Genomic DNA, 18,634 nt, shown 5'->3' with positions numbered 1-18,634 from the left:
CTTTTGCCCTGTTTGTTGCCAGTTGGCCGCGTACCTGTCTCCGGTATGGCGGCCGAATTCCGTTTTTCAACCAAGGCGCTTGCGCCGGTGGATCTCCGCGATGAGCCAGCGCATGCGCGTCTTGCCCGCCTCGTCCGCGGTGCCGTTCTCGATCGCGGACTGCAGCTGCGTCAACTCGCGCTGCAGCGGCTCGACCAGCAGCTTGGCGATCGCCGCGTCGAACTCCAGCGTCGCCGGCTCCTCGTCGATGTCCTCGCGCAACACGCCGGCGCGCACATTGGCATAGACGTCGGCAAACGGCGACTGCGCCAGCTGCTCGCTGAAGGCGGCGAAGTTGACCTCGCCCTGCAGGGCGTCGCAGCTCGCCACCAGATGGGCCAGCACTTCGGAACCGCCGGTATCGGCATCGAGCAGCAACGCACGCGCGTCGTCGTCGAGCCGCGCCGACAGCGCCGGATAGCGCATCAGCAGCTGCAGCACACGCTGCTCCAGTCCCGCCGGGGCCTGCCGGCGTGCCCGCGCACGCGGCTGGGCGAAGCGGCCGACCCGCGCGGCGTCGCTGCCCAGACCGCACACCGCCTCGATCTCGGCCGGCGTGGTACCGGTGGCCTCGGCGAGCTCGCGCACGATCTGCAGGCGCAGGCCGCCGGGCGGCATCGCCTTGAGCAGCGGCTTGGCCTCGTACTGCGCACGCGCCCGGCCTTCCGGCTGCCGCAGGTCCTGCTCCTCGGTCACGCATTGCAGCAGGAAGCGCGACAGCGGCATCGCATCGCGCACCTGGGCGGCGAAGGCCTCGGTGCCTTCCTCGCGGACGTAGCTGTCGGGGTCGTGCTCGGCGGGCAGGAACAGGAAGCGGATGGTCTTGTTGTCGGCGACGTAGGGCAGGCACGCCTCCAGCGCACGGCGCGCGGCGCGGCGCCCGGCGGCATCGCCGTCGAACGAGAACACCACCGCGTCGGTCTGGCGCAGCAGCTTCTGCACATGCACGGGAGTACAGGCGGTGCCCAGCGTGGCCACCGCATTGGCGAAACCCAGTTGAGCCAGCGCCACCACATCCATATAGCCTTCGACCACCAGCACATAGCCGGTTTCCCGGATCGCATGCCGCGCCTCGAACAGCCCGTACAGCTCGGTGCCCTTGCTGAACAGCGGCGTTTCGGGCGAATTCAGATACTTGGGCTCGCCCTGCCCCATCACGCGGCCGCCGAAGCCGATCACCTGTCCCTTGGTATTGCGGATCGGGAACATGATGCGATCGCGGAAGCGGTCGTAGCGGCGCGGCTTGCCGTCGGCGTCGCGCTTTTCGCTCTCGATCAGCAGCCCCGCCTCGATCAGCGGGCCCGCAATCGCATCGTCGCGATAGCTGCCGAACACCGACTCCAGGCCCTGCCAGTCGTCCGGCGCATAGCCCAGGCCGAACTGGGCGGCGATCTCGCCGGTCAGGCCGCGGCCCTTCAGGTACTGGATCGCCGTCGGCGCCCCGCGCAACTGGCGACGATAGAACTCGCCGGCCCGCGTCATCGCGTCGGACAGCGCCAGCGACTTCGCCTGCTGCTCGGCACGCTGGGCCGGCGGCAACCGGTCGCGCTCCTCGGGCACGCTGAGGCCGACCGACTGCGCCAGTTCGCGCACCGCATCGGGATAGCTCTGCGCGGAGTACTCCATCAGGAAGCCGATGGCCGACCCATGCGCGCCGCAGCCGAAGCAATGGTAGAACTGCTTGGCCGGCGATACTGTGAACGATGGTGACTTCTCGTTATGGAAGGGGCACAGCCCCATGAAGTTCGCGCCGCCCTTCTTCAGCTGGACATACTTGCCCACCACATCGACGATATCGACGCGGTTCAGCAGGTCCTGAATGAAGGATTGCGGAATCACCCGGTTGGCCGTCCTGACGACGCGGCCGCCGCAAACCTCGGGCAGCCCTTGTAGAAATGCAAGCCGGGCGGTGTTCCACCCGGCGAAGTGTGAAATTATTGTAGTGCGTCGATCGCAGCTTGCCAGAAATTTGTGACTATATTGCCACTATGCTGTGCCGCGGCATGCGATCGCACCGGCGCCGCGCCCGACTTGCCGGCGCTGTTTGCCGCACTACCTGCCGCGCTACTTGCCGGTCAACGCGGCCTTGACCTGGGCCGACACGGCGCTCATATCGGCGCGGCCCGCCAGCCGGCCTTTCAGCAGGGCCATGACCTTGCCCATGTCCTGCGGGCCCGCGGCGCCGCTCTCGGCGACCGCCTTGGCGACTTCGGCCGCCACCTCATCCTCGGACAGCGCGGCCGGCATGTAGACCTGCAGCACTTCGACCTCGGCGCTCTCCTTGTCGACCAGATCGGTGCGGCCGGCCTGCTGGAACTGCGAGATCGAATCCTTGCGCTGCTTGATCAGCTTTTCGACCACCGCCAGCACGGCGGCATCGTCCAACTCCGTCCGCTCGTCGACCTCGCGCTGCTTGATCGCCGCCAGCAGCAGCCGGATCGTGCCGAGCCGCTCGGACTCGCGCGCCCGCATGGCGGCCTTCATGTCATCGCTGATTCGTTGCTTGAGGGACATGGCAATCTTTCCAGGTGAACTCGTCGGCACAAAACCGCGACGAGCGAGGGCGGACAGGGAAGCGCAGCACCAACACAAAAACCCGCCGGAGCAAGGCCCACAGCGGGTCGGGATGCTGACGCGGAAAGGCGATCAGCCGATCGACTGGTCGATCAGTACAGCTTCTTCGGCAGCATCTGGCTGCGAATGCGCTTGTAGTGGCGCTTCACCGCCGCTGCCTTCTTGCGCTTCCGCTCTGCCGTCGGCTTTTCATAAAACTCGCGCGCCCGCAGTTCAGTAATCAAACCGTTCTTTTCAATGGTGCGCTTGAAACGACGCATTGCAACTTCAAACGGCTCGTTTTCTTTGAGGCGAATCGTGGTCATGTGCCAAAAAAGGAGTTAGCGGTTTTACGAAGACTTGGAGTCTAGCACGAAATCCGTCAAGCGTACCAGTTTACTTGGCGGCCGGGTTGCTTTTCGGCGCGTTCAGTTGGCGGCGGGTCTGGTCCGCAATTACGTCGAAGACGCGACCCCATCGCCGGATGCCTGGGCCACGGCCCGAACGTTCTCGGCCACCGCCTTGCCGGCCGCGACGCCGGACGCCCAAGCCCACTGGAAATTGTAGCCACCGAGCCACCCGGTGACGTCAACCACCTCGCCGATGAAGTACAGGTTCGGCACCGAGCGCGCCATCATCGTGCTGGACGACAGCGCGCGCGTATCGACCCCGCCGCGCGTGACCTCGGCCTTGCGGTAGCCCTCGGTGCCGGACGGCACCAGCTGCCAGCGGTTCAGCGCCTCGCCCAGCTTGCGCAGCGCCTTGTCGGGCAGATCGTGCGGCAGCCTGGCGGCGTCCAGCCCTGCCGCCTGGCACCAGGCGTCGGCCAGCCGTGCCGGCATGCGCGCGGCCAGCAGATTGCCAAGATGCTTGCGGGTGCCGTTCTTGGCCTCCAGCAGCCAGGCCGCCGCGTCCTCGCCCTCGAACAGGTCGATGGTGATCGGCGTGCCGGGGCGCCAGTAGCTGGAGATCTGCAGCACCGCCGGGCCGGACAGCCCGCGGTGGGTCCACAGCAGATCTTCGCGGAAGGCGCCGGCCTCCTTGCCCTTGCCGGTGGCGATATCGACTTCCTTGGACAAACCTGCCAGCGGCGCGAACGGCTGCCAGGCGGCCCCATCGAAGGTCAACGGCACCAGCGCTGGCCGGGTTTCCACGATCGGCAAGCCGAACTGGCGAGCGATCCGGTAGCCGAAGTCGGTGGCGCCGATCTTCGGGATCGACAGCCCGCCGGTCGCGACGACCAGGGCGCCCGCGCGCACCGGGCCGTCGGGCGTCAGCAGTAGAAAATCGTCCCCTTCGCGCCGGACCTCGGCGACCGTGCAGCCGGTGCGCCAGTGCACCTGCCCCGCGCCGCACTCGGCGCGCAGCATCTCGATGACCTGCTCGGCGCTGTCGTTGCAGAACAGCTGGCCGCGGTGCTTCTCGTGCCAGTCGATCTGATGGCGCCGCATCAGCGCGAGAAAGTCCTGCGGCGTATAGCGCGCCAGCGCCGAGCGGCAGAAATGCGGGTTGTCGGACAGGTAGTTCGCGGGACCGGCATGCAGATTGGTGAAATTGCAGCGCCCGCCGCCGGAGATGCGGATCTTCTCGGCGAGCCGCGTGGCATGGTCGATCAGCACCACGCGGGCGCCCTGCTGGCCCGCGACCGCGGCGCACATCATTCCCGCCGCCCCGGCGCCGAGCACGGCGACGTCGTAGCGCCCGGCCCGGGACGATGACGACGGCTGGCGCGATAATGGGCGCGCCGATGGGGGCACTGCTGGGTGCGACTGTGGCATGACTGTCCTGCTGGAGAATCGGCGATTGTAGCGAAAAGCGGGCAATGGCCTGCTGTGCTACCCTCACAGGCTTTGCCCCGCAGCCACCTGGGGACTCCTGGACCCCGCCTTACACCATGCTCGTTCTCGGCATCGAATCCTCCTGTGACGAAACCGGCCTGGCCCTCTACGACACCGAGGCCGGCCTGCTCGCGCACGCGCTGCATTCGCAGATCGCGATGCACCGCGACTACGGCGGCGTGGTGCCGGAGCTGGCCTCGCGCGACCATATCCGCCGCGTGCTGCCGCTGCTGCAGCAGGTGCTGGACGAGGCCGGCCGCAAGCGCGGCGATATCGACGCGATCGCCTTCACGCAGGGCCCGGGCCTGGCCGGCGCGCTGCTGGTCGGCGCCTCGGTGGCCAACGCGCTGGGATTCGCCCTCGATGTGCCGATGCTCGGCGTTCATCATCTGGAAGGCCATCTGCTGTCGCCGCTGCTGACGCCGAATCCGCCCGCCTTCCCCTTCGTCGCGCTGCTGGTATCGGGCGGCCATACGCAGCTGATGGAAGTGCGCGGCATCGGCGACTACGCGCTGCTCGGCGAGACGCTGGACGACGCCGCGGGCGAGGCCTTCGACAAGACCGCCAAGCTGCTCGGCCTGGGCTACCCCGGCGGGCCGGAAGTGTCGCGGCTGGCCGAGTTCGGCCTGCCGGGCGCCTACGAACTGCCGCGGCCGATGCTGCATTCGGGCAATCTGGATTTCTCGTTCGCCGGCCTGAAGACCGCCGTGCTGACGCAGGCGCGCAAGCTCGGCAATATCTGCGAGCAGGATCGCGCCAACCTGGCGCGCGCCTTCGTCGACGCGATCGTCGATGTGCTCGCCGCCAAGTCGATGGCGGCGCTGAAGGTGACCGGCCACAAGCGGCTGGTGGTCGCCGGCGGCGTCGGCGCCAACCGCCAGTTGCGCGAACGGCTCGACGAGCTGGCGGCGAAGCGCCGCGCGCAGGTGTTCTATCCCGACCTCGCCTTCTGCACCGACAACGGCGCGATGATCGCCTTCGCCGGCGCGATGCGGCTGCAGGCCGCGCCGCAACTGGCGCAGCGCGAGTACGGCTACGGCGTCACGCCGCGCTGGGATCTGTCGGATCTGCGGCTGCCTGCGGTGCAATGAGCGGCGCCATGTGCCAGGCCGTGCCATGAGCCGCGCGCTGACCTGCCCCGTGGCCCGCCCCATGACCCCCGCCTGAACCGCAGGGCGCATCAGCGAAAAAAAACGCCACCCGGCCGGGTGGCGTTTTTCTTGGTGGGTGGCGACGAAAAGATCGCTCAGCCGGCCAGCTGGCTCACCCGCTTGTCGCGCTCGATCACCGCATACGCGCTGTGGTTGTGGATCGACTCGAAGTTCTCGGCTTCCAGCACATAGGCGACGATGCGCTCGTCGGCATTGAGCCGCATCGCGATGTCTCGCACCAGGTCCTCGACGAACTTCGGGTTCTCGTAGGCGCGCTCGGTCACGTACTTCTCGTCCGGGCGCTTGAGCAAACCCCAGAGCTCGCAGGAGGCCTCTTCCTCGGCCATGCGGACCAGCGCCTCGATCGGCAGATCAGCCGCCAGTTCGACGCTCATCGTGATGTGCGAGCGCTGGTTGTGCGCGCCGTACTGCGAGATCTTCTTCGAGCACGGGCACAGGCTGGTGACCGGCACCAGCGCCTTCAGCCACACGCGGGTGACGCCGTCGCGCGCTTCGCCGATCAGCGTGACTTCGTAGTCCATCAGCGAAGCGACGCCCGACACCGGCGCGATCTTGTTGATGAAATACGGGAAGGTGACTTCGATACGGCCGGCCTGCGCTTCAAGGCGCTGCAGCATCTTGTCGAGCAGCGCGCGGAACGAGGCCAGGTCGAGCGGCTCGCGCTCGTCCTCGAGCAGCGCGACGAAGCGCGACATGTGCGTGCCCTTCTGGTCGGCGGGCAGATGCACGTCGAGGTTGAAGGTGCCGACGGTCGGATGCACGCCCTGCGCGGTACGCATCGTGAGCGGATAGCGCACGCCGCGCACACCCACGCGCTGGATCGGGATCTGGCGGGTGTCCAGGCTCGATTGCACATCGGGCATCACGAAGGCCGGATTGATGTCATTCATGACGGATTTCCTCGGTTTCCTTTACGGTCGCGGCATCTTCGCAGTCCACCTTGCCGCGCAACGAGTGTGAAACCACGGGCGCGCCGGAAAACACGGCGGCGCCAGCCCGCAGCTGCGAACACGAAACCCGCGATTCTAAGGGAATTCGGGTGATGCCGCCCGCACCGGGCCGACAGCGGCCGGTGCGGGTGCGTGGGAAGAACCCGCTCAGGCGGCCTTGGTTGCCGCGGCAGAGGCGGCGGTGGCGGCCGTGGCAGCGGGCGCCGCCAGGCCGAAACGCTCGCGCACCGAGCGCTCGATGCCGCCCGCGTCCAGGCCGCATTGCGACAGCAGGAAGGCGGGATCGCCGTGGTCGATGAAGTGGTCCGGCAGGCCGAGCTGCAGCACCGGAATCTCGATGCCGGCCGCTGCCAGCGCCTCGAGCACCGCGCTGCCGGCGCCGCCCATCACCACGCCCTCTTCCACCGTGACGAGGTAGTCGTGCTCGCGCGCCAGCGTCTTGACCAGCTCCACATCGAGCGGCTTGACGAAGCGCATGTTGGCCACCGCGGCGTCGAGCTTGTCGGCCGCGCCGAGCGCGGGATGCAGCATCGAGCCGAACGCCAGCACGGCGACCCGCTGGCCGGCACGCGCGCCGCAGTTGCGCCGCATCTCGCCCTTGCCGACCGGCAGCGTCTCCAGGGTGGCCGCGGTCGCCACGCCCGGACCGGCGCCGCGCGGATAGCGCACCGCGGTCGGGCAGTCCTGCGCAAAGGCGGTGCTCAGCAGCTGGCGGCATTCGTTCTCGTCCGCCGGCGTCATCACCATCATGTTGGGGATGCAGCGCAGGTAGGCGATATCGTAGGCGCCCGCGTGGGTCGCGCCATCGGCGCCGACCAGGCCTGCGCGGTCCAGCGCGAACACCACCGGCAGGTTCTGCAGCGCCACGTCGTGGATCAGCTGGTCGTAGCCGCGCTGCAGGAAGGTCGAGTAGATCGCGACCACCGGCTTCAGGCCCTCGCAGGCCATGCCGCCGGCGAAGGTCACCGCATGCTGCTCGGCGATGCCCACGTCGTAGTAGCGGTCCGGGAAACGCTGTTCGAACTCGACCAGCCCCGAGCCCTCGCGCATCGCCGGCGTGATGCCGATCAGGCGCGGATCGGCCGCGGCCTGGTCGCACAGCCATTCGCCGAACACCTGCGTATAGGTCTTGCGCGCCGGCTTGGCGGCCGGGCGGATGCCCTCGGCCGGATTGAACTTGCCGGGGCCGTGATACAGGATCGGGTCGGCCTCGGCCAGCTTGTAGCCCTGGCCCTTCTTGGTGACGACATGCAGGAACTGCGGGCCGGCGCCCTCGAGCGCGCGGCGGCGGATGTTCTGCAGCGTCGGCACCAGCGAATCGAGATCGTGGCCGTCGATCGGCCCGATGTAGTTGAAGCCGAATTCCTCGAACAGCGTGGCCGGCACCACCATGCCCTTCGCATGTTCCTCGAAGCGCTTGGCGAATTCGAGTACCGGCGGCGCGACCGACAGCACGCGCTCGATGCCCTTCTTGGTCGCGGCATAGAACTGCCCGCTCAGCAGGCGCGCCAGGTGCCGGTTCAGCGCGCCGACCGGCGGCGAGATCGACATGTCGTTGTCGTTGAGCACCACCACCAGCGGCAGGTCCTTGTAGACGCCGGCGTTGTTCATCGCCTCGAAGGCCATGCCGGCGGTCATCGCGCCGTCGCCGATCACCGCGATCGACACGCGCTGCTCGCCGAGCGTGCGTGCGCCGAGCGCCATGCCCAGCGCGGCCGAGATCGACGTCGACGAATGCGCGGTGCCGAAGGTGTCGTACTCGCTTTCGCTGCGGCGGGGAAAGCCCGAGATGCCGTTCCACTGGCGCAGCGTGTTCATGCGCTCGCGCCGCCCGGTCAGGATCTTGTGCGGATAGCTCTGATGGCCGACGTCCCACACCAGGCGGTCCACCGGGGTGTCGAACACGTAGTGCAGCGCGATCGTCAGTTCGACCGTGCCGAGATTGGACGACAGATGGCCGCCGGTCTGCGAGACCGACTCCAGCACGAAGGCGCGCAGTTCGTCGGCCAGCGTGGTCAGCTGGCGGCGGTCGAGCTTGCGCAGGTCCGCGGGGTCGTCGATGGTATTGAGCAATGCGTAAGTCATGGTATCCGTCCTGCCGCCGGATTCTCCCGTCCGGCTCGTCGTTTTACGGCGATCGGTCGCGCGGCGCGCAGTCAATGCGTGCGCAGCACGATCAGGTCGGCCAGGTCCGCCAGTCTTGCCGCGGGGGCGCCGAAATCGCCCAGCGCCTTGCGCGCGTCGTCGCGCAGCCGGGCGGCCAGTTCGCGAGCCGCATCCAGGCCCAGCAGCGACACATAGGTGGGCTTGTGCTGCTCGGCATCCTTGCCGGCGGTCTTGCCCAGTGTGGCGGTATCGGCGGTAACGTCCAGAATATCGTCTACCACCTGGAACGCCAAACCGATCGCGGCGGCGTAGCGGTCCAGCGCCGCCAGTCCGGCCTCGTCGATGCGGCCGCACAGCGCGCCCATGCGGATGCTCGCGCGCAGCAACGCGCCGGTCTTCATCCGGTGCATCGTTTCGAGCTGGTCCAGCGACATCGCCTGGCCGACATGCTGCAGGTCGATCGCCTGGCCGCCGGCCATGCCGATCGAGCCCGAGGCGCGCGCCAGTTCGCCGACCAGCCGCAGCCGCGCGGCGGGTTCGAGCGCGTCGGTCTCGGCCAGCACGATGAAGGCCTGGGTCTGCAGCGCATCGCCGACCAGCAGCGCGGTGGCCTCGTCATAGGCCTTGTGCACGGTCGGCCGGCCACGGCGCAGGTCGTCGTCGTCCATGCACGGCATGTCGTCGTGCACGAGGGAATACGCGTGGATCATCTCGACGGCGCAGGCCGCGGCATCGCAGGCCCGCGGGTCGGCGCCGCCAACCTCGCCCGCCGCATGGACCAGCAGCGGGCGCACCCGCTTGCCGCCGCCCATCGCCGCGTAGCGCATCGCCTCGTGCAGCCTTGCCGGCAGGCGGTCCGCCGCCGGCAGCGCGGCCGCCAGCGCCGCCTCGGTACGGGCGGCGCGGTCCTGCATCCATTGCGCGAAGGCGGTCATTCGGTCTCTGCCTGGCTGCCCGGCTCGGCCAGGGGCTTGAGGGTATCGCCCTCGAGCACCTTGACCTGCTGCTCGATGCGCTCGAGCATCTGCTGGCAATACTTGACCAGTTCGGCACCGCGCCGGTAGGCCGCCAGCGATTCCTCCAGCGGCAGGGCCCCGCTTTCCATGCTGGTGACCAGCGCTTCGAGCTCGGCCATGGCGGCCTCGTACGAGGCCGGCGGCGCGCTGGTGGGGACCTGGTCGCCGTCGCCGGCAGGCACGGTGTTTGTCTTTGGCATAAAGGGGATTCGATCCAGAAACCGCGATTTTACGGCAAATCGCCGCGGCCAAGCCCGATCCGATGGAGGGGGCCGGCGCGGCCCGACCGGCACGCCGATAGCCGACATGTCGCCGTGAGCATAAATCGCCACATTACGACCGACCAATGTTCGCGGTCGCGCCAAAAAGGCAAAAAAATCAGGCCCTTATCCCGGGGGGTGGGGTACAATCCCCGGTTCGTCAGCGAAAACCGCGGCACCATGCCCCGGGGCTCAGGGTCTGACTGTCTTTCCCATATCGATTTCAATTTCGATGGTTGGGTTGTTCACTGCTTTCGCCTGTTTATTAGGGAGTGGGGATAATGTCCAATCTCAGCACCGCGCTGAAGCTTGCGCCGGCTGATACACAGCTGCCCGTCCGTGCGTACTTCGACGAGGCCTTGCATCAACAGGAACTGGATCTGCTGTTCAAGAAGGGCCCCGGTTATGTCGGCCACGCGCTGATGGTGCCCGAAGTCGGCGACTACCATACGCTGGCCGCCGAGGAAGAGGGCCGCATGCTGGTGCGCAATCCGGAGGGCATCGAACTGATGTCCAACGTCTGCCGCCACCGCCAGGCCATCATGCTGAACGGCCGCGGCAACGCCTCCAACATCGTCTGCCCGCTGCACCGCTGGACCTACGATCTGAAGGGCGAGCTGCTCGGCGCGCCGCATTTCGCCCAGCAGCCCTGCCTGCATCTGAAACGTTCGCCGCTGCAGAACTGGAACGGCCTGCTGTTCGAAGGCGAGCGCGATGTGCGCGCCGATCTCGCGCGCCTGGGCGTCTCGCAGGACCTGAACTTCGACGGCTACATGCTCGACCATGTCGAGGTCCACGACTGCGACTACAACTGGAAGACCTTCATCGAGGTCTATCTCGAGGACTACCACGTCGTGCCCTTCCACCCGGGCCTGGGCAGCTTCGTGTCCTGCGACGACCTGAAGTGGGAGTTCGGCGAGTGGTACAGCGTGCAGACCGTGGGCCTGCACGCCGGCCTGAAGCGCCCCGGCAGCGCGACCTACCAGAAGTGGCACGACGCCGTGCTGCGCTTCAACAACGGCGAGCTGCCCAAGCACGGCGCGATCTGGCTGACCTACTACCCGAACGTGATGGTCGAGTGGTACCCCAACGTGCTGGTCATCTCGACGCTGCACCCGATGGGCCCGCGCAAGACCCGCAACGTGGTCGAGTTCTACTACCCCGAGGAAATCGTGCTGTTCGAGCGCGAGTTCGTCGAGGCCGAGCGGGCCGCCTATATGGAGACCTGCGTCGAGGACGACGAGATCGCCGAGCGCATGGATGCCGGCCGGCTGGCGCTGATGAAGCGGGGCGACAACGAGGTCGGCCCGTACCAGTCGCCGATGGAAGACGGCATGCAGCACTTCCACGAGTGGTATCGGCGCGCGATGGGACCGGCGGCCTGAGCGCCGGCCCCTGCCCTGCCTGAGACGGACCGCCACGGCGGTCCGTTTTCATTGGCGCGGACGCGGGCGTCGCTGCGTCGTACACTGCCTCGCACGCCACACATCGCCTCAACCGCCGCCTCCACCGCCGCCTCGCACGCCCCCTGGTGCGCCGCCCGGCACGCCGCTTCGCACACTCCTGGGCGATGACCGCGCATGCGCTTTGGTGCATTGCATCAGCACTGCTACAATCGGCTCGCCCAAGCGGCTGTCACCTCACTTGCCGCCCGGCACGCTGCCGCGCCGATTGGCGCCGCGCCGCGGTTCCCGACATTCCCCGCTGTCCTCGCCTTTCCTCGCCATGCAATCGCTCTGGATGCTGTTCGCCGCCTTCTCGTTCTCGTTGATGGGGGTGGGCGTCAAGCTGGCTTCCGAGATGTACACCACCGGCGAGATCGTGTTCTACCGCAGCATGATCAGCATGCTGATCATCTGGGCGATCCTCGCCTCCAGCGGCATCTCGGTGCGCACCCCGCATATGACCACGCATATCAAGCGCAGCCTGTTCGGCGTGACCGCGCTGATGCTGTGGTTCACCTCGATCAGCCTGCTGCCGCTGGCCACCGCGATGACGCTGAACTACATGTCGCCGGTCTGGATCGCGCTGATCGTCGGCGCCGGCGCGGCGCTGGCCGGCACCGCTGGCGGCGCGGACCGCAAGCTGATCGGCGCGATCGTGATGTCGTTCGCCGGCGTGATCTGCCTGCTGCAGCCTTCGGTCGGCAAGGACCAGCTGACCGGCGGCCTGGTCGGGCTGATCTCGGGCATGTTCACGGCGCTGGCCTATGTCGAGGTGCGGCAGCTCGGCCAGCTGGGCGAGCCCGAAGGCCGCATCGTGTTCTATTTCTCGCTGGTCGGCACGCTGGCGGGGGTGGTCTGGATGATGTTCTCGGGCGTCAGCAGCCACACCTGGCACGGCGCCGGCCTGCTGCTGGGCATCGGCATCCTGGCCACCCTGGGCCAGACCGCGATGACGCGGGCCTACAAGCGCGGCAACACGCTGCTGACTGCCAACCTGCAGTACGCCGGCATCGTGTTCTCCAGCCTGTGGGGCATGATGATCTGGGACGACGCGCTGAACTGGCTGTCGTGGCTCGGCATGGGCCTGATCATCGCCAGCGGCATCGCTACCACGCTGACCCGCGCGCGCGAGAGCACCAGCCAGCCGACGGCGGCGACGCCGGTCAAGTCGGCCGAGGCGGAGGTGCATCCCGAGGTGTAGGCCCCTCGGCGTGGCACTCCCCTTGGGGAAGTCGCGGTCGTTCCGGGACGGCGAACGCCGCCCCCCCTCTCCCCGGCCCTCTCCCGCAAGCGGGAGAACGCCCCGCGCAAGCCGGCATGGCGCGCGCGCAGGCTGGCCCGCTCCGCGTCAGCCTCGGCCCGATAGCGGCAGACGCCACTTTCGGCGATCATCGGAATTCCTCGACGATCCGTCGCCACTAGACAGGTTTTACGATGCCCCAAGCCGTTTGGACCACGCTGATCTCCTGCGCCGACCTGCATGCGCTGCGCCAGGATCCGGGCCGGCACAGCGTGCTGATCGATTGCTCCTTCGACCTGACCGATCCCGCCGCCGGCCGCGAGGCCTACCACCAGAGCCATCTGCCCGGCGCCTTCTACCTGCATCTGGACAACGAGCTGTCGGGCGAGAAGACCGGCAGCAACGGCCGCCATCCTCTGCCCGATGCCGATGCGCTGACGGCGCGCCTGCGCGCGCTCGGCGTCAACGACGACACCCAGGTGGTGGTCTACGACGCCCAGGGCGGCATGTACGCCGCGCGGGCCTGGTGGCTGCTGCGCTGGATCGGCCATCAGGCGGTGGCCGTGCTCGACGGCGGCAAGCAGGCCTGGGTCGCCGCCGGCCTGCCGCTGGAGAGCGGCACCACGCCGGAGCCGGAGGCATTGGCAGGCGGCAACCTGACCCGCCGCCCTTCGCTGGTCGGCACGGTCGACGCCGATACCCTGATGGCCAATCTGCAGTCGCCGACGCGGCTGGTGGTCGATGCCCGCGCGCCCGATCGCTTCCGCGGCGAGAACGAGACGCTGGACCCGGTCGGCGGCCATATTCCCGGCGCGGTCAACCGCTGCTTCAAGGACAATCTGCAGCCCGACGGCCGCTTCAAGCCCGCCGAGGCGCTGCGCGGCGAATTCGGCGGCGTGCTGGGCGCGACGCCAGCGGAGCGCGCGGTGATGCAGTGCGGCTCCGGTGTCACCGCCTGCCACAATCTGCTGGCGCTGGAAGTGGCGGGACTGCAGGGCGCGGCGCTCTACCCCGGTTCGTGGAGCGAGTGGTGCGCCGATCCGGCGCGGCCGGTCGCGACCGGGGACCGGTAGGCCGGCGTCGGTCAAGCCAGCCGCCCTCGGGACTGGCAAGCCGGCGTCAGTCGAGTCAACCGCCCTCGGGGAGCGGTAGCCGGCGCCAGTCGAGTCGATCGCCCTCGGCGAGCGGTAGCCGGCGCCAGTCAAGTCAACCGCCCTCGGGGAGCGGTAGCCGGCGCCAGTCGAGTCAACGGCCCTCGGAGAGCGGTAGCCGCCGCCAGTCGACTCAACCGCCCTCGGGGCGCGGTAGCGGGCGCCGGTCCGGCGCTAGTCCAGCCAGCCGCCCGGGGAGAGCGGGGGCTGGACGAACTCAATGGTCGGTGTGCGCGTGCGCATGGCCGGCTGCGCCATGGCCGGCCTCGCCGTGGCCGTGGTGATCGTGGACCCCGTCGGTCACCCAGACGATCGCCGCGATGCCGGCCGCCACCAGCACCACCTGCACGATCGATTCGCGCCAGCGCGGCTTGCGCTGCATCTGCGGCATCAGATCGCTGACCGCGATATAGAGGAAGCTGCTGGCGGCGATCACCAGCACATACGGCACCCAGCTGCTCATCTCGTCGAGCAGGAAGTACCCCACCAACCCGCCGACCACCGCGGCCAGGCTCGACAGCAGATTGAAGGCAAACGCGCGCGCCTTCGAAAACCCGGCATTGAGCAGCACGATGAAGTCGCCCACTTCCTGCGGGATCTCGTGCGCGGCGATCGCCAGCGCGGTGACGATGCCGATCTTCGGGTCGGCCAGGAAGGCCGCGGCGATCACGATGCCGTCCGCGAAATTGTGGAAGGTGTCGCCGACCAGGATGGTCAGGCCGCTGCGGCCCGCCTCTTCGCGGTCATGCCCGTGATGGTGATGATGACCGTCGCCCTCGTGATGGTGCGAATGGCGCAGCAGCGAGATCTTTTCCAGCAGGAAGAAGCCCAGCAGGCCGGCCAGCAGCGTGCCGAACAGCGCGCGCGGGTCGGCGCCCGAGGCGAACGCCTCCGGCAGCGAATGCAGCAAGGCGGTGGCCAGCAGCACGCCGACCGAAAAACTGACCATGCGCTCCACCGCGCGCGATGCCGCGGTCAGAGACAGCAGGGCGGCACCGAGAATGCTGCCCACGCCGGAAATCGTGGTGGCCAGCAGGATCAAGACGAGCGTGGAAAAGATGATGGGCTCCCGGAGGGTTCGCCCCCTGCCCGTGTCGCGGGCCGCGCGGCCTGGCCGCGTCGATCCGTATAAACGCAACACTGTTGCAAGAGGCGCAAAGCCCGCATTGTACGGAGGTCGGGGGCGGTTTTGCAATGGGCTTGACGCGTGCCGGCCCTTTGCGTCTTCGCTACTCTTCCGCCCAGGATGCGCCGGTCAAGCGATGAGCCTGTCCCAGATACTTTTCGAGTATCGAAAGGAGGCTCGTGGCCTGACCGGCGGAAATTGGGGGAAAGGGAGACGTGTAGCTCGTGCCGTTGCGCCGCATATGGGCATTGACCACAAAAGCGAATTCAGCATTGCTCATTCCGAGATCCGCACAGACCCTCTGAATCGCCATATTGCGACCGGCATCGCGAATCCGTACCTCGTGGAACTCCAACACTGCCTGAACCACCTGGAAAAACCCTTCGTAGCAATGGAAAAGACGGGCATTGGCGCTTCGTCAGCATCCAGTTGCCGCCCGGCAGCCAAATAGGCGCGCGCGTTACGTAAATAGGCCTCCAGTGCGCCTGGCGTTCGAGGTTGCTCCGTAAAGCAGTTAAGACGAATCAGATTTTCATACTCATGTGGCCGGGACATCAGGTAGCACCCTCACGATCGATCCGGCGGCAATACGGGCAACGAGGGGGTCGCTGCTCACGAGATCCGCCCATTCGGCAGGAGAGTACGCATTCAGATGTACGGGGCGACCAAGTTCAACTCCGACCTTCAGCATTGCGTCCATTAACGCCATCATCGGCGCTGTCCCTATCACCATCAGGTCGATATCGCTGCGATGGCTGTCCTCCTCGCGTGCAACCGATCCAAACAGAAAGGCCTCGGCGATTTCGGCTGCAAACGGCCGCAGCGCATTTCGTATCGGCTCTACCAAGCCAAACGACTTGCTGCAAATGCTCTGTAGTTCGGGATAAAGGGCAAACGCGGTATTGGCCCGGATGACGCGTTGGTTGCCGCGTCGCGGCTCCTCCGACAAGACGCCCGCATCAATGAGCCGTTGGACGTGGCGCTGACCGTTGCCACGCCCTCCACCGACATGCTCGATCAGTTCACTCAACGTGAACGTCCGCGTCGGCTCCCCGTAGACTCTCGCCAACACGCGTTGAACCCCCGGCGAGAACATGAAGTCAGCTAGTCCCACACATATCCCCAATTTAGGTACGATCGTACCCATTATAGGGATACTTGGACGGCGGTTGGCTCCCGGTATCGTGGTTCTTTTGGTAGAGCTACGCCACCCCATGCTCCTTGAACCACGCCAGGCACTTCTCCCAGCCGTCCTTCGCGTCCGCCTCGCGGTAGCTCGGCCGGTAGTCGGCATGGAAGGCGTGGCCGGACTCGGGGTAGACGATGAACTTGGAGGCCTTGGCCCCCGGGTTGTTGGCCGCCGCCAGCGCGGCCTTCATCCGGTCGACCGCCTCCAGCGGGATGCCGGTGTCCTTGCCGCCGTACAGCCCAAGCACCGGCGCCTTCAGCTGCGCGGCGAGATCGATCGGATGGCGGGGCTGCAGCGGCGTGGTGTCGCCGTTCAGCCGGCCGTACCACGCGACGCCGGCCTTCAGCTGCCTGCTGTGCGCGGCGTACAGCCAGACCACGCGGCCGCCCCAGCAGAAGCCGGTGATGCCGACCTTGCCGAGATTGCCGCCGTTGGCGCCGGCCCACGCCACCGCCGCATCGAGGTCGCCCAGCACCTCGTTGTCCGGCGTCTTGGCGATGATCTCGCGCTGCAGTTCCTGGATCGTGCCGAAGCTGGTCGGATCGCCCTGGCGCGCAAACAGCTCGGGCGCGATCGCCAGATAGCCCTGCTTGGCGAAGCGTCGGCAAGTATCGGCGATGTATTCGTGCACGCCGAAGATCTCGCTGATCACCAGCACCACCGGCAGGTCGCGCTTGCCCTGCGGCATCGCGCGGTAGATCGGCATCTTGAAGTCGCCGGATGGGATGGTGACCTCGCCGGCCGTCAGCCCTTCGAAGTCGGTCTTGATCGCTTGCGCGGTGACCGGCAACGCTGCGGCGGCGAAGGCCGAGCCGATGGCGGTCTTGACGAAGCTGCGCCGGTCGAACGTCTGGCCGGGTACGAGGCTTTCCACTTCGGGCTTGAGCATGCGGGTCTCCTGATGTTGGCGAACGGGGGACGCTGCGCCAGCAGACGAGCCGGGGCATCAGGAAGGCGATTCTAAGCAAACATGGTGTCCAGCGCACGCTGCAGGCCGGCGGGCGGCGCGCGCAGTGCCCGCGCCCTTGCCGAGCGCATGTCGAGCTTCTACCGAGTCCCTACCAAGACCGTGCGGAGCCACTGCAAAACCCCTGCCGAGCCCCTGCCGAGCCTCCGCCGAGCCCCCTCCGAGCCCCTGACGTGCCTTTGCGGCGCCCCTCGGAGCCCGGCCCTTGCCGCGCCCGCCCCGCCCGGGGCGGCCACCGCTCAGTGCAGCTTCACCCGCGGATTGGTCTTGCTGCGCAGCCAGTGCGCGACCGTATCGAGCGCCATCCGCACCGCGCCGTGCAGCGCCATCACGTGCATCCGGTACAGCGACGAGTACATCAGCCGGGCCATCAGCCCCTCGATGAACATCGAGCCGCCGATCAACCCACCCATCAGGTTGCCGACCGCGGTGAAACGGCCCAGCGACACCAGCGAGCCGAGATCCTTGAACTGGAATTCCGGCAGCGGCCGGCCCTCCAGCCGCGCCCGCAACGCGTCGTACAGAAAGCTGGCCTGCTGGTGCGCGGCCTGCGCGCGCGGCGGCACCGTGGTCTGCTTGGCCGGCCACGCGCAGCTGGCGCAATCGCCGAACGCGAAGATGTCCGGGTCGTCTTCGCTCTGCAGCGTCTGCCTGACCACGATCTGGCCCTGCCGGCTCAACGTCAGGCCGAGCGTCTTCAGCACCGGCGGTGCGGTAATGCCCGCCGCCCACACCGTCAGTTCGGCGGGAATCCGTTTGCCGCTGGCGGTCAGCACCGCATCGGGCGCGATCTCGGTAACGCGCTCGCCGACCAGCATCCGCACGTCCAGCTTGCGCAGCAGTTCGGCGGTTTCGCTCGACACGCGCTCGGACAGCGCCGGCAGGATGCGCGGGCCGCCTTCGATCAGCGTGATATGGATATCGCGGCGGGGGTCCAGGCGGTGCAGCCCGTAGGCATTGAGCACCTGCGCGGTATTGCGCAGCTCGGCCGACAGCTCGACGCCGGTCGCGCCGGCGCCGACGATCACGACATCGACGTCCGGCCGGCCGTCGCCATCGTCGTCGTTTCGGCTGAGCCCGTTCTGCGCGCGGACACAGGCCGAGATCAGCCGGCGGCGGAAGCGTTCGGCCTGCTCGACGGTATCGAGCGCGATCGCATGTTCGGCCGCGCCGGGCGTGCCGAAGAAATGCGTGACCGAGCCGATCGCCAGCACCAGCGTGTCATAGGGAATGTCGCGCGCGGGCAGCAGTTCCAGCCCGTCCTGGTCGACACAGGCCGCGACCGAGATCGTCTTGCGCGTGCGGTCGAGGCCGGTCAGCTCGCCCTGCTGGAACTCGAAATGGTGCCAGAGCGCCTGCGCCGCATATTCGAGCTGATGGGTGTTCTGGTCCATGCTGCCCGCGGCGACCTCGTGCAGCAGCGGCTTCCAGATATGCGTGGGCGAACGGTCGACCAGCGTGATATGCGCGGCGCCGCGCTTGCCCAGCTTGTCGCCGAGACGCGTCACCAGTTCCAGGCCACCTGCTCCACCGCCGACTACGACAATCCGATGCGCACTTGTTTGCATTGTTCTACCCGTTC

17 protein-coding genes are annotated in these 18,634 nt (G+C 67.6%); 5 read left to right on the top strand and 12 right to left on the bottom strand.

The window, feature by feature from the left end:
• Nucleotides 1-66: 66 nt before the first annotated feature.
• The 4 genes from dnaG to K7G19_RS12215 all read right to left on the bottom strand — a co-directional run bounded on the left by dnaG (nucleotide 67) and on the right by K7G19_RS12215 (nucleotide 4,370).
• A complete protein-coding gene (dnaG, locus tag K7G19_RS12230) occupies nucleotides 67-1,878 on the bottom strand; it encodes a DNA primase (protein ID WP_226107460.1) in 1,812 nt (603 codons plus the stop codon).
• A 225-nt stretch (nucleotides 1,879-2,103) separates the two neighbouring features.
• Entirely contained in the window at nucleotides 2,104-2,553 is a 450-nt protein-coding gene (locus tag K7G19_RS12225; protein WP_149316949.1) for a GatB/YqeY domain-containing protein, read from the bottom strand.
• A 152-nt stretch (nucleotides 2,554-2,705) separates the two neighbouring features.
• Nucleotides 2,706-2,918 carry a 30S ribosomal protein S21 gene (rpsU, locus tag K7G19_RS12220; protein WP_006576196.1) on the bottom strand — a complete coding sequence of 71 codons (213 nt, stop codon included), beginning with the start codon at nucleotides 2,916-2,918 and terminating at the stop codon, nucleotides 2,706-2,708.
• A 129-nt stretch (nucleotides 2,919-3,047) separates the two neighbouring features.
• Nucleotides 3,048-4,370 carry an NAD(P)/FAD-dependent oxidoreductase gene (locus K7G19_RS12215; protein WP_226107458.1) on the bottom strand — a complete coding sequence of 441 codons (1,323 nt, stop codon included), beginning with the start codon at nucleotides 4,368-4,370 and terminating at the stop codon, nucleotides 3,048-3,050.
• A gap of 116 nt (nucleotides 4,371-4,486) precedes the next feature.
• Here K7G19_RS12215 and tsaD point away from each other — a divergent pair, with 116 nt between their 5' ends.
• On the top strand, nucleotides 4,487-5,521 hold the full coding sequence (gene tsaD, locus K7G19_RS12210) for a tRNA (adenosine(37)-N6)-threonylcarbamoyltransferase complex transferase subunit TsaD (protein ID WP_150084913.1): 1,035 nt from the start codon (nucleotides 4,487-4,489) through the stop codon (nucleotides 5,519-5,521).
• Between the two features lie 155 nt (nucleotides 5,522-5,676).
• Here the strand turns inward: tsaD and folE2 are convergent, their stop codons facing one another.
• The 4 genes from folE2 to K7G19_RS12190 form a co-directional block, all read right to left on the bottom strand.
• Entirely contained in the window at nucleotides 5,677-6,492 is an 816-nt protein-coding gene (gene folE2 / locus K7G19_RS12205) for a GTP cyclohydrolase FolE2 (protein WP_226107456.1), read from the bottom strand.
• Nucleotides 6,493-6,699: 207 nt separating this feature from the next.
• Entirely contained in the window at nucleotides 6,700-8,637 is a 1,938-nt protein-coding gene (dxs, locus tag K7G19_RS12200; protein ID WP_226107454.1) for a 1-deoxy-D-xylulose-5-phosphate synthase, read from the bottom strand.
• A gap of 71 nt (nucleotides 8,638-8,708) precedes the next feature.
• A complete protein-coding gene (locus tag K7G19_RS12195) occupies nucleotides 8,709-9,593 on the bottom strand; it encodes a polyprenyl synthetase family protein (protein ID WP_150084916.1) in 885 nt (294 codons plus the stop codon).
• Nucleotides 9,590-9,874: an exodeoxyribonuclease VII small subunit gene (locus K7G19_RS12190; protein ID WP_149316943.1), complete on the bottom strand. Its 285-nt coding sequence runs from the start codon at nucleotides 9,872-9,874 to the stop codon at nucleotides 9,590-9,592. Before K7G19_RS12190 ends, K7G19_RS12195 begins: the two co-directional genes overlap by 4 nt.
• Before the next feature lie 341 nt (nucleotides 9,875-10,215).
• Here K7G19_RS12190 and K7G19_RS12185 point away from each other — a divergent pair, with 341 nt between their 5' ends.
• The 3 genes from K7G19_RS12185 (at nucleotide 10,216) to K7G19_RS12175 (ending at nucleotide 13,692) form a co-directional block, all read left to right on the top strand.
• Nucleotides 10,216-11,319, top strand: coding sequence for an aromatic ring-hydroxylating dioxygenase subunit alpha (locus tag K7G19_RS12185; protein WP_149316942.1), 1,104 nt, complete (start codon nucleotides 10,216-10,218; stop codon nucleotides 11,317-11,319).
• Between the two features lie 340 nt (nucleotides 11,320-11,659).
• Nucleotides 11,660-12,580 carry a DMT family transporter gene (locus tag K7G19_RS12180; protein ID WP_226107451.1) on the top strand — a complete coding sequence of 307 codons (921 nt, stop codon included), beginning with the start codon at nucleotides 11,660-11,662 and terminating at the stop codon, nucleotides 12,578-12,580.
• Nucleotides 12,581-12,813: 233 nt separating this feature from the next.
• Nucleotides 12,814-13,692, top strand: a complete 879-nt coding sequence (locus tag K7G19_RS12175) for a sulfurtransferase (protein ID WP_226107449.1) — start codon at nucleotides 12,814-12,816, stop codon at nucleotides 13,690-13,692.
• A 295-nt stretch (nucleotides 13,693-13,987) separates the two neighbouring features.
• Here K7G19_RS12175 and K7G19_RS12170 read toward each other — a convergent pair whose 3' ends face one another.
• Entirely contained in the window at nucleotides 13,988-14,833 is an 846-nt protein-coding gene (locus K7G19_RS12170) for a ZIP family metal transporter (protein ID WP_370639540.1), read from the bottom strand.
• Nucleotides 14,834-15,032: 199 nt separating this feature from the next.
• Between K7G19_RS12170 and K7G19_RS12165 the strand changes: the two genes are divergently transcribed.
• The gene (locus K7G19_RS12165; protein WP_226107445.1) at nucleotides 15,033-15,347 is read left to right on the top strand and encodes a hypothetical protein; all 315 of its coding nucleotides are present in this window, start codon (nucleotides 15,033-15,035) and stop codon (nucleotides 15,345-15,347) included.
• Nucleotides 15,348-15,434: 87 nt separating this feature from the next.
• Here the strand turns inward: K7G19_RS12165 and K7G19_RS12160 are convergent, their stop codons facing one another.
• From K7G19_RS12160 to K7G19_RS12150, 3 genes are all read right to left on the bottom strand, one after another.
• On the bottom strand, nucleotides 15,435-15,926 hold the full coding sequence (locus tag K7G19_RS12160) for a nucleotidyltransferase domain-containing protein (RefSeq protein ID WP_226107442.1): 492 nt from the start codon (nucleotides 15,924-15,926) through the stop codon (nucleotides 15,435-15,437).
• A gap of 172 nt (nucleotides 15,927-16,098) precedes the next feature.
• Nucleotides 16,099-16,974: a dienelactone hydrolase family protein gene (locus K7G19_RS12155; RefSeq protein WP_226107440.1), complete on the bottom strand. Its 876-nt coding sequence runs from the start codon at nucleotides 16,972-16,974 to the stop codon at nucleotides 16,099-16,101.
• Nucleotides 16,975-17,291: 317 nt separating this feature from the next.
• Nucleotides 17,292-18,620: an NAD(P)/FAD-dependent oxidoreductase gene (locus tag K7G19_RS12150; protein ID WP_226107438.1), complete on the bottom strand. Its 1,329-nt coding sequence runs from the start codon at nucleotides 18,618-18,620 to the stop codon at nucleotides 17,292-17,294.
• Between the last annotated feature and the right edge of the window lie 14 nt (nucleotides 18,621-18,634).

Origin of the sequence: Cupriavidus sp. DB3, assembly GCF_020418465.1 — a bacterium.
In the GTDB taxonomy this organism is placed as follows: domain Bacteria; phylum Pseudomonadota; class Gammaproteobacteria; order Burkholderiales; family Burkholderiaceae; genus Cupriavidus; species Cupriavidus cauae.
Note: the sequence above shows the minus strand (reverse complement) of the source record. Positions and strands in the feature narration are given on the sequence as shown.